The 13,112-nt window shown below is 44.7% G+C and carries 15 protein-coding genes and 1 pseudogene; 7 read left to right on the forward strand and 9 right to left on the reverse strand.

All coding sequences use genetic code 11. The features are described from left to right. Positions 1-36: 36 nt before the first annotated feature. The 4 genes and pseudogenes from LEPTO7376_RS04985 to LEPTO7376_RS05005 all read right to left on the reverse strand — a co-directional run. A pseudogene (locus LEPTO7376_RS04985) lies at positions 37-846 on the reverse strand (PhoH family protein); the annotation flags it as partial. A 46-nt stretch (positions 847-892) separates the two neighbouring features. After that, a protein-coding gene (locus LEPTO7376_RS24435; protein WP_225901176.1) for an IS1 family transposase occupies positions 893-1,602 on the reverse strand; the annotation gives its coding sequence in 2 pieces (ribosomal slippage) (positions 893-1,323 and positions 1,323-1,602; 711 coding nt in all). A 47-nt stretch (positions 1,603-1,649) separates the two neighbouring features. Continuing rightward, positions 1,650-1,835 carry a hypothetical protein gene (locus tag LEPTO7376_RS05000; RefSeq protein WP_041763165.1) on the reverse strand — a complete coding sequence of 62 codons (186 nt, stop codon included), beginning with the start codon at positions 1,833-1,835 and terminating at the stop codon, positions 1,650-1,652. Between the two features lie 146 nt (positions 1,836-1,981). After that, on the reverse strand, positions 1,982-2,692 hold the full coding sequence (locus LEPTO7376_RS05005) for a response regulator transcription factor (RefSeq protein ID WP_015133136.1): 711 nt from the start codon (positions 2,690-2,692) through the stop codon (positions 1,982-1,984). A gap of 296 nt (positions 2,693-2,988) precedes the next feature. Between LEPTO7376_RS05005 and LEPTO7376_RS05010 the strand changes: the two genes are divergently transcribed. Continuing rightward, positions 2,989-3,606 (forward strand): CPP1-like family protein, encoded by a 618-nt coding sequence (locus tag LEPTO7376_RS05010; RefSeq protein WP_015133138.1) that lies wholly within the window; start codon positions 2,989-2,991, stop codon positions 3,604-3,606. A gap of 131 nt (positions 3,607-3,737) precedes the next feature. Here the strand turns inward: LEPTO7376_RS05010 and nusB are convergent, their stop codons facing one another. From nusB to LEPTO7376_RS05025, 3 genes are all read right to left on the reverse strand, one after another. Then, positions 3,738-4,376: a transcription antitermination factor NusB gene (nusB, locus tag LEPTO7376_RS05015; RefSeq protein ID WP_015133139.1), complete on the reverse strand. Its 639-nt coding sequence runs from the start codon at positions 4,374-4,376 to the stop codon at positions 3,738-3,740. 78 nt (positions 4,377-4,454) lie between these two features. Then, on the reverse strand, positions 4,455-5,249 hold the full coding sequence (locus LEPTO7376_RS05020) for a DUF502 domain-containing protein (RefSeq protein ID WP_015133140.1): 795 nt from the start codon (positions 5,247-5,249) through the stop codon (positions 4,455-4,457). A gap of 237 nt (positions 5,250-5,486) precedes the next feature. Then, positions 5,487-6,377, reverse strand: coding sequence for an HpsJ family protein (locus tag LEPTO7376_RS05025; protein WP_015133141.1), 891 nt, complete (start codon positions 6,375-6,377; stop codon positions 5,487-5,489). 93 nt (positions 6,378-6,470) lie between these two features. On the opposite strand from LEPTO7376_RS05025, the gene pgl reads away from it, so the two are divergent. Together pgl and LEPTO7376_RS05035 are read left to right on the forward strand one after the other, a co-directional pair. Beyond that, positions 6,471-7,217, forward strand: a complete 747-nt coding sequence (pgl, locus tag LEPTO7376_RS05030) for a 6-phosphogluconolactonase (protein ID WP_015133142.1) — start codon at positions 6,471-6,473, stop codon at positions 7,215-7,217. 105 nt (positions 7,218-7,322) lie between these two features. Beyond that, a complete protein-coding gene (locus LEPTO7376_RS05035) occupies positions 7,323-8,042 on the forward strand; it encodes an FHA domain-containing protein (RefSeq protein WP_015133143.1) in 720 nt (239 codons plus the stop codon). Between the two features lie 195 nt (positions 8,043-8,237). Here the strand turns inward: LEPTO7376_RS05035 and LEPTO7376_RS05040 are convergent, their stop codons facing one another. Beyond that, positions 8,238-9,017 carry a DUF928 domain-containing protein gene (locus LEPTO7376_RS05040; protein WP_015133144.1) on the reverse strand — a complete coding sequence of 260 codons (780 nt, stop codon included), beginning with the start codon at positions 9,015-9,017 and terminating at the stop codon, positions 8,238-8,240. Between the two features lie 34 nt (positions 9,018-9,051). Continuing rightward, positions 9,052-9,735 (reverse strand): DUF928 domain-containing protein, encoded by a 684-nt coding sequence (locus LEPTO7376_RS05045; RefSeq protein WP_160148383.1) that lies wholly within the window; start codon positions 9,733-9,735, stop codon positions 9,052-9,054. Positions 9,736-10,148: 413 nt separating this feature from the next. On the opposite strand from LEPTO7376_RS05045, the gene nuoH reads away from it, so the two are divergent. From nuoH to nuoK, 4 genes are all read left to right on the forward strand, one after another. Then, positions 10,149-11,267, forward strand: coding sequence for an NADH-quinone oxidoreductase subunit NuoH (gene nuoH, locus LEPTO7376_RS05050; protein ID WP_015133146.1), 1,119 nt, complete (start codon positions 10,149-10,151; stop codon positions 11,265-11,267). Positions 11,268-11,306: 39 nt separating this feature from the next. Then, positions 11,307-11,915 (forward strand): NAD(P)H-quinone oxidoreductase subunit I, encoded by a 609-nt coding sequence (gene ndhI / locus LEPTO7376_RS05055; RefSeq protein WP_015133147.1) that lies wholly within the window; start codon positions 11,307-11,309, stop codon positions 11,913-11,915. Between the two features lie 61 nt (positions 11,916-11,976). Then, the gene (locus LEPTO7376_RS05060) at positions 11,977-12,591 is read left to right on the forward strand and encodes an NADH-quinone oxidoreductase subunit J (protein WP_015133148.1); all 615 of its coding nucleotides are present in this window, start codon (positions 11,977-11,979) and stop codon (positions 12,589-12,591) included. Positions 12,592-12,625: 34 nt separating this feature from the next. Continuing rightward, positions 12,626-12,931: an NADH-quinone oxidoreductase subunit NuoK gene (gene nuoK, locus LEPTO7376_RS05065; RefSeq protein ID WP_198158715.1), complete on the forward strand. Its 306-nt coding sequence runs from the start codon at positions 12,626-12,628 to the stop codon at positions 12,929-12,931. Positions 12,932-13,112 lie beyond the last annotated feature (181 nt).

The raw sequence follows: 13,112 nt of genomic DNA on the forward strand, positions 1-13,112 counted from the left end.
ATTACAGAGAAAAAGAAAACGAATCATAAATACAACCTACGAGCGGCGAGATGAGGGAACAGGCTTCGATGAAGAACGATTTTCAAAGGACTCATAAGCACCAACAATTTTTTGTACCAAGGGATGGCGAACGACATCCGCTTCCGTTAGATAGCAAAAGCCAATCCCTTCTACAGATTTGAGGATCTTACTACTCACAACAAGACCGGATGATTGGTGTGTGGGGAGATCTGTTTGTGTAATGTCTCCTGTCACCACCATTTTAGAGCCGAACCCTAGACGCGTCAGTACCATCTTCAACTGAGCTGGGGTTGTATTCTGTGCTTCATCAACAATTACGAAAGAATTGCTCAGGGTGCGTCCACGCATATAGGCAAGGGGAGCAATCTCAATTCGACCTTTTTCCATCAACTCGGGCAGTCTGAGTGGGTCAATGAATTGGTAGAGCGCATCATACAGTGGCCGTAAAAAAGGATTCACTTTTTGCTGGAGATCTCCGGGTAAAAATCCTAATTTTTCCCCAGCTTCAACGGCAGGTCGGGTTAAAATCAGTCGCTCAACATCATCGTTAAGCAAGGCTTGGACGGCCAAAACAGCAGCCAAAAATGTTTTTCCAGTCCCAGCCGGGCCGATGCCGAAGGTAATGTCGTATTTCTGGATCGCCTTAACATACTGTCGTTGACGAAATGTTTTGGCTCGAATAAATTCGCCACGGCGGGTTTTTGCGAGGGTATGTTGCTGGAGATCGCGATACTCGTCTTGTTTATTGGTATCGATCGCCTGAAAAGCTGTCAAAATATCGGGCTGAGAAATAGCTTGGCCAACTTCCCAATAGGGTTGCAAAAAAGAAATAGCTCGTAGACAACGCTTGGTAGTGATGCACAAGTAATGGTCATAACTGAAGAGAGAGATTATAGTGTCTGAGAAAATAGACCACTGCTCCAATGTGGTTTTCCCACTTCTTCGAGAAGGAAAGTGCCTGACGGACTAAGCGGGACGTTCTCTGACGTAGAGTGTTGTTGAATCTCTCAATATGATTTGTTTGTCCAGTCTCCTTGCCCACAACTCGATGACGTTTACTCGGTAAGACACAGCCATAGGCATCCCAATAATCGGTGTAGACCAGCGCACGCTGACGATACACAGGAGGCAGAGAATCCCATAATTGTTTCGCAGTCTTTTGACTACGGTCTCCGATGGCATATCCCACCACCTCTCGGGTGTCTCGGTCAAGAGCCAGCCAAATCCATGCTTTCTCACCTTTACTACCGACAAAAGACCACAATTCATCCATTTCGATGGTCAGTTGCCCTCTTTTTTTTGAGTCACAGGTAACTCGTGAGGCACAGTCTCTAATTTGGCATTGACATAGTACTGTAGCCAGCGCAGAGAGACCCCTGTGGCACGAGTGATACCAGCGAGAGAGAGACGTTCTAATAGGAGACGGTCAATCAATTGACGAGTGTCAGTTGCAATGGGAGGGTGGGCAGGATGTTCCACAAACTGGCGACCACATTCATGGCAACGATAGCGCTGCTTTCCCGAATGGGTGTGACCATATTTAATGGTGCTGGGAGACTGACATTGAGGGCAAGTGAGCACGGTGAGACTTGACGTTTAATCTTGCCCCTATTCTTCCACAACCATTACTAGTGCACCACTACCCAACGCTTAACTGCTTTTTCTTGTCCGCGAATATCAAGGGATTGACCTCTCAAGACAACTTGTGTGCCGGTGTGGCGTGAGAAAAAGGCAAGGTTTACTTCCTTACTGCCGGACAGGGCGATCGCACTTTCGAGACTCGGTAATTGAAGGGTTTGCGAGACGTCGCTCATAGAGAATCAACAAATAAACGGATATTTGGATGAACCCATACCAAAGGCCAGAGTTCTTTATTTTGGCACATTATTTCTACTAGCAAGGGTCTTCCCCATAGGGTGATATTGTCTTTAACCTGTAGGCGATCGCCCAGATCTAGACCTTAAACCTCATCATCAGCCTGCACATCAAATACATAGCCCACACCCCGCACCGTTTTAATGGTGGCCTGTTTGTGAGGGGTACTTTCTAGCTTGCGGCGAATTTGGCCAATGTGTACGTCCACAACCCGCTGATCACCAACATAATCGTAGCCCCACACTTCCTGAATCAATTCAGAACGGCGCCAAACCTTATTCGCATTTTTCGCGAGAAAATAAAGCAGATCAAATTCTAAAGCAGTTAGATGAACCTCTTCACTGCTCACCTTCACCTGACGGCGTACTGGATCAATAACCAAGTTCGCGAAATCTAAGCTATCAGAATTATTTTGTGCCGCAGGTGCAATCCGTTGGCGACGTAAGATCGCCCCAACTCGGTACTCTAATTCCAAAATGTCAAAAGGCTTTGTAAGGTAGTCATCCGCCCCTTGGGAAAAGCCACGGATTTTATCAGAGGCGTCCGTTCGACTTGTGAGCATCAAGATATAAACATCCTGATGTTCTTGCATTTGGGCACAGAGAGCGTAGCCCAAAATATCAGGTAAGTTCACGTCGAGAATTACAAGGTCAGGCTTAAAAGATTGAAACGTTGCCCAAGCTGACTTTCCATCCGCCGCTGACTCCATTTCATAATTTTTTTGACTGAGAAAACGTACAATCAAGTTCAAGATTGCAGGATCATCGTCGACAACTAGGATTCTGGCAGCGGCCATAGGCTCTTATCAGGTTTCTGAAAAATAAATGTGAAAGTTTGGATAATTCTAGTGTACGACGAGATTCTCAATGGGTAACATTTTGTTTAAAGTCCTCAAGAAATTTCGGTCGCACACTATCGACATAGTGGAAGTTTATGGTCTTCTTGGAGAAGATCTTAAATTTCCTGCTGTGGATCGATACAAAGCGGTTCAAAAAATGGACATAATAGGTAATCGATTGAATTTAATCATCATTTGTTAAAGCTGCGAGAAGCTGGCTAAAACATCTTTCGCATGCTCACAGGAGGAGGAGAATGAGCGAACAAAACCCCTATAAAACCCTTGGGCTTGCAGAGTCTGCTTCGTTTGAAGAAATTCAAGCTGCCAAGCAGAAACTCAGTAAACAGCATCAGGAAGACACAATTGTTGTAGAACAGTTGGAGGCCGCCTATGACGCAATTATTATGGACAGGCTCCGTCAGCGACAGGAAGGTAAGCTGGAGGTGCCAGAGCAGATTCGCTTTGCTGAGTCCCAAAAAAAGGTTTTGGAGCGTCCAAAAGGTATTGATACTTCTTCTTTACCGAGTTGGGTGAGCGATCTCCGGGATACACCGGAACCTCAGGAGCTAAATCTTGCTCTCGGCATCAATGCGGCGATCGCCATCGGTAGTTTATTGCTAGATGCCAGTTTAGCGTCCACTATCTTGACAGTGCTCCTAGTCGTCAATGTTTACTTGCTCTATCGCAAGGAAAATCGTTTTGGTCGCTCTCTCTTAATCGGTATTGTGAGCTTGGTTGCGGGTGTCGCGATTGGCAGCGGTGTCAACGCAATAATCGGGTCACAAGGCGTTAACGCATCAATCACTCCTGAACAGATTGTTCTATTTAGTTGCTGTCTAACAAATGGCCTTAGCACCAGCTTCTTAAGGTAGAGGAAGCTTTTACAAGTACAAGTTAATAACACAAAGGCGATCATCATCTACTTGAAAAGTAAGTCAGAGGCGATCGCCTTTTCTGTTGTTCTGTTTATTGAGACTTTAACTTGCGATATTTCAGGCTAAAGCTAAACCTGTTCTTGTGCTCTCAACTTATCTGTGATGCGTCGTAATACACCATTAATAAACCGATGACCATCTTCATCCGAATATCGTTTTGCTAACTCGACAGCCTCATTAATTGCAACCTTATAAGGAATGTCGAGGAACATAATTTCTGCAACTGCAATGCGTAAGATATCGCGATCAATACGCGGTAACCGATGATATTGCCAATCGACAAGGGATTCCGACACAATCTTTTGGATATCCTCATGGCGACGACGGACTGTCCCAATCAAATCCAAGGCATAAGTACGAACTTCGCTTTGCCTAGTCAATTGTAAAAACTCTGGCAATTCCACCACATGACCCAGACGATTAATTGCTTTACGCGCTAGCTCAAGAGATTCTTGAGTCATTGTGCGAGCACTTTGGAGACTAATCGCTTGAGTTTCACTTTTGAGTAGCTGATCCTCAGCACGAGTCACTTCGCCTGCAGCAGTTTCTAAAATATCGTGAATTTCACTACCCAGAGTACGAACCGCCGCCAGCATCAATTGATCTAATTCCAGCTGTTCAAGTTTCTCTGCCTTCCCTTTAACCTGACTAAGGCTGAGTAGAGCGATTTCGCGGGCAACACTTCGGGGTTGTTTTCTAGCAGGCATAAATGGTCAAAACCTAAATACTACGATATTTTCGTGAATGCTCAAAGCAAAGCTTAGAATCAGGCGATTTAGAAAATCCTACAACTCTTCTTCAACAGGAACCATGTTTAAAGGCATGTCACTATTTAAGGGCATGTCGTCAGTGTCTTCGACGACGTCTGTGTTTTTGTTACGGCGGGGAATATTAATCGGAATCCCTCCACGAAGTGCCCGTCGTTCTTTCGGCTTATCTTCTTCCTTCTCTTTATCTTCTGGACTTACGATACCACCAGAAATTAAAACCTTAAACGCATCCTCAATCGACATTGAAACATTAATCACATCATCCTCTGGCACCATTGCATACCAACCAGAAGTCGGATTTGGTGTTGTCGGAATAAAAACGCTTAATAGAGACTCACTCACATGGGTCTGCATTTGTGGCGTTACGGCTCCTGTCACAAATCCTAAGGTCCAAACCCCTTGGCGTGGATATTCCACCATTACGACCCGGCGAAATCGACTTTTCGAATCCTGAAGGAGTGTTTCTAGGATTTGTTTAAGGGTTTTATAAATTGCGCCCGCAAGGGGAATACCTTGTAGGATTTGCTCCCCCAGATCTAGCAACCAACGACCCGCAATATTACGCGCCATCAAACCAGTGACCAAAATAAAGGTCAACGGCACTGTAATACCCACAGAAATATTGAGCACATTGGTGAGAATGGGCTCCAGACCATCAAAGGGATTAATTTGCTTGGGGATCTGTGTCAGAAAATTGATCACCCAAGCTGCGATAGTAATCGTGAGCCAAATCGTTGTGGCAAGGGGAATCACCACTAAAAGCCCGGCAATCAAGTCGTTTTTTAGGTCTTGCTTTAGACGTTCTAGCACGGTGGGTAGGTCAGTGTGAGAGGAATAGAGACGGAATGATTGAAGATTGGAAGTTGCGAATTACACAGTTTCACTAGAGACAGCGAGCAGATAGTAACAAAATATTAAGCAGTAATTGACGTATTCTATTTTACTGGATTTTTTAGGCTCCCTGACAACTTTTGGGGATCAATTGCGTAAATTTTTGAGGAAGACATCCATTGTTTGCAACCACAGCTCGATCTTCAATCAAACTAATTATTCGTCTTCTTCAGGAGAAATAGACGTCTCTGATTCAGCGGGAGGAACGGCTTCTGAAGATGATTCTGTAGGAATTGCATAGTCAGGTGCTGGTGCGTCATCTTCTCGAGGGCGATCGCCCAACGTATGTTGTACACCGACCCAACCGAGTAACACATAGCCAATGCCGAGTAGAAGACTGCGTATACCGATTTGAAAAGCTTCTTTTAAAACACGGTTTTCTGCCTGTTTTTGCTGTTCATCACGGCGTTGTTCAACTTCACTGCGTAATTCTTCTAATCTCGCGTTCAAAGATTCTGGATCGTTGGCAAAGCGTTGGTAATTAAGCAGTTCTTGTTTTTGTGCCTCAATCACGCCGAGCTGTTCAGCAGGAACCTGTCCACTGGCGATCGCCTCATCAATAGCCCGAATTTGCTCATCAAGCTGTTGTTTCGCTTCAGGGCTCTGAGCTAAAGCTTGGAGCTGATTAAACTGCGTTTGAACCTGTTGCTCTTGCTGTTGCGTTTGCTGTTCAATTTGGGAAATCGCTTGGTCACGAATTTCTTGGAGATTATCGAGATGCAAAGGCACGAGTAAAAAGAAAATCACTCCCAATACCAACGACAAAATCAAGCTCAAAAACCGCACATCAGTAACAGCTGGCTTAATCTTTTTCGCTTTACCTGCGCTTACTTCAACCCAAATACTGAGCAGTAAGGCCACAATACCGATCATTGGCGTTAAACCACGATCGACTAATTGAGTTGTAAACCCAATCTGCCACGCATCCTCCAACGGCATTAGCGGGAAAGCGGCCAGAATATAGTCCACAAGCGCGGAAAGAATGAGGACACCCCCAAGGATTTTCAGGCTGAGGGCAGTAAACCGAGCAAGACGAGCACTATTCATACTTTATGTATCAGTGGATGTGGGTTTAAGAGAGGCGTCACTAAAATGTAGTAAAGCTATTTTAGGTGGCATAATTCGCCTTCTGTAAAGTTTATGACAAAATTCCTAGAAATCTTGGATGATAAGTCTGAATTAGTTAAGCGAGCGCTAAAAATTTCGGTCAATTGCATTCAAGAGGCGATCGCCAAACGCGGTAAATGTAGTATCGCTTTGGCTGGTGGCAGTACTCCCAAACCCTTATATGAAAAGCTTGCTGCTCAAAATTTAGATTGGAACAACATTTATATTTTCTGGGGAGACGAACGATATGTCCCCGCTGACCATCCCGATAGCAATGAAAAAATGGCACGGGAAGCCTGGTTAAATCAATGTCCAATTCCCGCTCAAAATATTTTTCCGATGCCGACAGGTGCCGATCCCGCCACAGATGCGGCGACCTATGAGCAGACTCTACAAGATTTTTTCGGTAGCCAAGACAACGTAGGGTTTGATTTGATGTTTCTTGGCATGGGCGATGACGGCCATACGGCTTCTCTATTTCCCCAAACGGCGGCTCTTGATGTCGGCGATCGCCTTGTAGCGGTTGGGCAGAAACAAGAAGATTCCCGCATTACCTTGACTCTGCCGACTATTAACGCCTCTCACAACATCATTTTTCTGGTGGCTGGCGCGAATAAACAAGATGCTCTCCAGCAAGTCTTTCACGAAGATTGTGACCCGAAAGATTATCCCAGCAAATTTATTCAACCCAAGGAAGGCCGCCTCTGGTGGCTGCTGGATGCCGCAGCTGGCGAGAAATTATCCCCGGATGGCGCAATCTACGCCATGAAATCCAGATAATAGTTCTACAATAAAAAGCGATAAGCTCAAGATTCAGAGTCTTCACTCTAAAATCTATAGAGCATTAAGGTGCTGTCGATACATTTACCCGTTGAAACCGTTGTTATGGCCACTTGTCCCAACTGTAATCACCAAAACCCTGATGGCGCAGTCCAGTGTGAAGCTTGCTATACCCCCCTTGAAGCAGAGCAACCAATCTCAACAGCCGCAAGAACTTGCCCGCAATGTAATGCTTCGGTTCAAGGCGACGCGACGTTTTGTGGTCAGTGTGGTTTTAATTTAAAAGCCAACAATCCCTCAGCACCTTTACCGACTCCTCCAGCGGTTCCTGCAACACAGGTTCCGGCACCTCCGGCAATCGCCCAAGAGTTCGAGATCGAAGGTGAGGACGAAGAAACGGAGGTAACCCTCCAGCTTCAGCCAACAGTTGCAGCAACAAAAGAAGCGGCAAGCTCGCCACAATCGGCAGGTATGGCAACCGAAATTCAAGCCGCACCAGCTATTGTCCTGATGCATGTCCAAACCAATATCCCTATCGATATTCCCAATGGCCGAACCGTGGTCCATATTGGAAAACCGAACGAAGTGGTACCGCCAGATATCGATGTTTCCGGCTTTCCCCATTCTGAAGTTGTCTCACGGGTTCATGCGGATCTCCGCATCGAGAATGGACTCTATTACATCGAAGATACAGGTAGCTCTAATGGCACTTATGTCAACCATGCTCCTCTACCAGCTGGCAACCGTCACCGACTCCGGTCCGGCGATCGCATTGCCCTTGGGAAAGGAGATAAAGTCACATTCTTATTTCAAATTAACGACTAATAAAACACAGCCTTAGAGAATTTTCTGCGATAAATCTTGCGGATCATTTCTGTAGGTTTGCGAGAAAACTTGTCCCTAAAAAAATGCCCAATCATGATTGGGCATTTAGCCATAGAAAGCAGCAATTTGCTGTCAGTTGTCATTAGTGCACTAATTTATTTAATTTAGCCAGCTTAATTGCAATTTGAGAGCCAACTATTTTGTAACGACAGCTTCTGTTTCTAGAGCAATCTCACTGACACCAGCAGCGTTGAGTAGAGCATCCCACTGTGCTGTGATGTTCTGGCCAGATGCACTGTTGCCATCAAAACCTTCTTCCAATTTGGCGATCGCATCGTACCAAATCTGCTCATTAATATAAGCATTAGCGACATCTTCGGCAGAAGAACTTGCTTCTAGACTTTGGGCGAGAGTGTCAGTCTGGGGTACCCGACGAATCCAGCCATGTGTAAATAAAGTTTCAGATAACGTAAAGTCCTGAGTAAAGCCTTCCAATAACCAGAGGTAATCTTGACCTTCCTCTAGAGGCGCTAAACCCGCATACTTCGGTAATTCAATACGTAAGAGCTGATCGGTTAGCTCAACAGCAAATCTTGCCCGATAAACTTCATTCCCTTCATCATCCAAGAGCAAAAATTCTAATGTGTCTACATTCGCTTCTTCAACGTAGTTAGACACATAAACGAGAATGCTAGGGTATGCTTCCGTGGTCACACCAAAGTTATTATTTTGCGGTACTAGAGGAATAAACCTCTGAGTTGCAATCGCGTCTGAACCAGAACGAGTACCACCTTGGGACAAGTTGCCGGGAGACTGTAAACCAAAAGGAGGTTGGTATTTTTCGCTTTCCCAAACCTTTGGAATACTTTGCGCCGAAACATTCGCGATAGTTGTGCAAAAAGCGATAGAGGCTAGAGCTGAAGCCTTTAGGAAAGTATGCATTGCACTGGATAATGGAGAATATTTGTTACTCATAGTTGCGTCTGTGTAAGTAGTGCATCGGGCCTGATCATTGTGATTCTATTATGCCCGCTTTCCTCTGGAAATCCAGCCAGCTATTGTTAACAGTTGATGTAGATTCGACCAATTCTGAGGGTTGACTATGTCTTAAGTTCATAAACTCGGTTAATGCTTGATTAATCAAACCCTGAACAAGATAGACTTCGATTTTCTCTGGAGCGCTCAATGATTTAATCGAGTTTTCCAATAGCTCATTAGTAGCAACGCGCTCAATTTGTTGGCGGATCACAATATCTTGAGAGCGATCGCCATAATCACAGATCAGAGTGAGTTGCCAATTCTGAATTGAACCAACATTCATTGGAAACGCAGCAACTTTAGGGGAAGGCTGAACAGACATCAGATCAATATCTTGATTGTCACTTTCACTAGCACTTTGGCTCAGCTTGTAATCCCAAAAGTACAGTTCGCGATCTGTTTCATCTGTCACGCTAATTTGCAAATTTTCAGCTTGATGATTTTGTAACCGCCAAAATATACGCGGATACTCGTCGGAAACTTGTTGAGTGGTACCGCTGGGCACAAATTCGAAATCATTGGTGTTGGGCAGACAAGCAGCTTGCACTGGAGCCGCCAAGGCCACAAATAAAGCTGTTAGACCAACGGAGAAGTTTAAGGGAGAAAGGGGCTTCATTAAGCTCACGAGATAATTGTTGCGCAAAAAAGTATTCATGCTACGAAATTTCATGTGCCAGTGGCAGTACATTTCAAGATGACAAATGAGAAGAAAAAGTTTCCGGTAGACGAGGAATACCTTTATTTTTTTCTAATCGCTGGGATTATTCAGTGATGCATACCGTGATAGTCCAGTGATACATATCTGTCTTTTATAGATTGGCGATCGCCCCACGTCTCTAATATTTCCGACATAAGATGCAGTGAATCCTGATAAGTTTGGAGCTTTTTGATCAAACCCTGAGATCATCACCTATTTATTAGAATACCCAATCAAATCCTAGGACTGTTCTACAGAAGGGGATGTACCGAGCGGAACAACGATATACTAATTCGATAACGTAAATTTTCTAAAACGCTTATTTTCGATGCCTATCGTCGAAAATAGTTGTGCAGGATAGATAAACCGACATGAATTCAGGAATCGACCTCCAAGGTAGCTTTATTGAAACGCTGCAATCTTTGGGATTACCCCACGAAATCGCCAAAACGATTTGGTTGCCATTGCCGTTGTTGCTGATGATTATTGGCGCGACTGTCGGTGTACTGGTCGTTGTTTGGCTAGAAAGAAAAGTCTCCGCAGCAGCGCAGCAACGTATTGGGCCAGAATATGCAGGGCCTTTGGGTGTGCTTCAGCCCGTCGCCGACGGTCTCAAATTGGTATTTAAAGAGGATATTATTCCTGCCAAAACAGATCCATGGCTGTTTACACTGGGGCCTGCTTTGGTGGTTGTTCCAGTCTTTTTGTCCTATCTCATCGTTCCCTTCGGACAAAATCTTGTCATTACGGACTTAAATGTCGGGATTTTCCTTTGGATTTCTCTGTCGAGTATTGCTCCGATTGGTCTTTTAATGTCGGGCTATTCTTCGAACAATAAATATTCTCTCCTTGGTGGTCTGCGAGCAGCAGCACAATCGATTAGTTATGAAATCCCCTTAGCATTAGCTGTATTGGCAGTCGTCATGATGTCGAACAGTCTAAGCACTATCGATATTGTCGAACAACAATCTGGTTACGGTATTCTCGGCTGGAATATTTGGCGGCAACCCATTGGCTTCCTAATTTTCTGGATTGCAGCTCTTGCGGAATGTGAGCGTCTTCCATTTGACCTTCCTGAAGCAGAGGAAGAATTGGTTGCAGGTTATCAAACAGAATATGCTGGCATGAAATTTGGCCTATTCTACGTTGGCTCCTATGTAAACCTTGTCCTTTCCGCGCTCATTGTTTCTATCCTTTATCTTGGTGGTTGGGAGTTCCCCATTCCCCTTGATCGTCTTGCTGGTTGGTTGGGTGTTTCCCCTGAAACAGGTTGGTTACAGGTGATCACTGCATCTCTCGGCATCATCATGACTTTGGTTAAAGCCTATGCACTAGTTTTTATCGCACTCTTATTGCGTTGGACATTGCCTCGTGTACGAATTGACCAACTTCTCAACTTTGGCTGGAAATTTTTACTTCCTGTCGCTCTTGTGAATCTGCTGCTTACTGCGGCTCTCAAACTCGCTTTTCCCGTTGCCTTCGGTGGCTAATTTATCCTGTTAACTTTTTAACTTGAGCCTTTAGAACCCATGTTTAAAATCCTCAAACAAGTTGGTGACTACGCCAAAGAAGCGGCCCAAGCTGCAAAGTATATCGGTCAAGGTCTTTCGGTAACGTTTGATCACATGCGTCGCCGTCCGATCACAGTTCAGTATCCTTACGAAAAATTGATTCCGTCAGAACGTTTTCGCGGCAGAATCCATTACGAATTCGATAAGTGTATCGCCTGTGAAGTCTGTGTACGGGTTTGTCCGATTAATCTTCCTATCGTAGATTGGGAATTTAATAAGGCAGCGAAGAAAAAAGTCCTTAAACACTACAGTATCGACTTTGGCGTTTGTATTTTCTGCGGTAATTGTGTTGAATATTGCCCAACTAACTGTCTCTCGATGACGGAAGAGTACGAGTTGGCAACTTATGATCGTCACGAATTAAATTATGACAGTGTGGCGTTAGGACGTTTACCTTACAAAGTCACTCAAGATCCGATGGTCACACCGATGCGCGAACTTGCTTATTTGCCTAAGGGTGTGATGGATCCCCATGATTTACCGAAAGGTGCTCAACGGGCAGGAGAACATCCTGAAGATATTGTGGAACGGCTCAAGGCTAAGCAGCCGAAAGAGAAAGATAACTAGGCGATCGCCCTGTACTTTTTTATAAGAATTTATTTTTATTGGTTAGGAGTTTAAGCAAAAAGTGAATTTAGCAGAAGGCGTTCAAATCGTATCCTTCATCATCCTCGCGGTCATGATGGTGGCATCTGCTCTTGGGGTCGTCCTCTTGAACAATATTGTTTACTCTGCCTTTTTATTAGGTGGCGTATTCATGAGCATTTCGGGATTTTATATCCTACTCAATGCTGATTTTGTGGCAGCAGCGCAAATCCTTATCTATGTTGGTGCGATTAACGTACTGATTTTGTTTGCCATCATGCTGGTGAATAAGCAAGAAGACTTTAGCCAAGTACCTCGTCGTTGGTTACGCCAAGGTGCAACAGCTCTAGTTTGTTTTGGCCTTTTTGCCCTACTCGGCACCATGGTTTTGATTACACCGTGGAAGCTATCGACCATTTCCCCAGCTGAAATCGGCAACTCGGTTGTAGCGATCGCCAAACATTTCTTTAGTGATTTCTTGCTGCCCTTTGAGTTAGCCTCTGTGTTGCTTCTTATCGCGATGGTGGGTGCCATTATCCTTGCCCGCCGTGACATCATCCCCGAAATCTCTGAGACAGATGACGGTGGTAGCACTGGCTTAACCCTCCCTGAGCGTCCCCGTGAACTCGCTTCGGCAAATAACCCTGAACAAAACTAGACATTCAAGCATAAAAACGTAAATTTCCATGCAAATTCAACTCGAATATATTCTTGTTCTCGCAGCAGCCCTGTTTTGTATCGGTATCTATGGCTTGGTGACTAGTCGAAACGCGGTACGGGTGTTGATGTCGATCGAATTGTTGCTGAACTCTGTAAACCTGAACTTTATGGGCTTCTCCAATTTCCTCGATCCTGGCGAAATTAAAGGTCAAGTCTTTACAGTTTTTGTCCTAACCGTCGCCGCCGCTGAAGCTGCTGTCGGTCTTGCGATTATCCTCGCCATCTACCGAAACCGCAACACCATCGACATGGAGCAGTTTAATCTCCTCAAATGGTAATTTCTAACAGAGAAATTAGAAGGCGATCGCCACCAATATCGAAAAAATAAATATTAATTTGGGAGCCTCTGAATGGGGCTCTTTTTTCATAGCAAAGATCGAGTATTAATAAGATGAGCAAATGGTAACAGAGCGTACCAAAACTTAAACCAATCAATCGAATTCTTGAGATAACATTAAG

This window comes from [Leptolyngbya] sp. PCC 7376 (assembly GCF_000316605.1).
Lineage (GTDB): Bacteria > Cyanobacteriota > Cyanobacteriia > Cyanobacteriales > MRBY01 > MRBY01.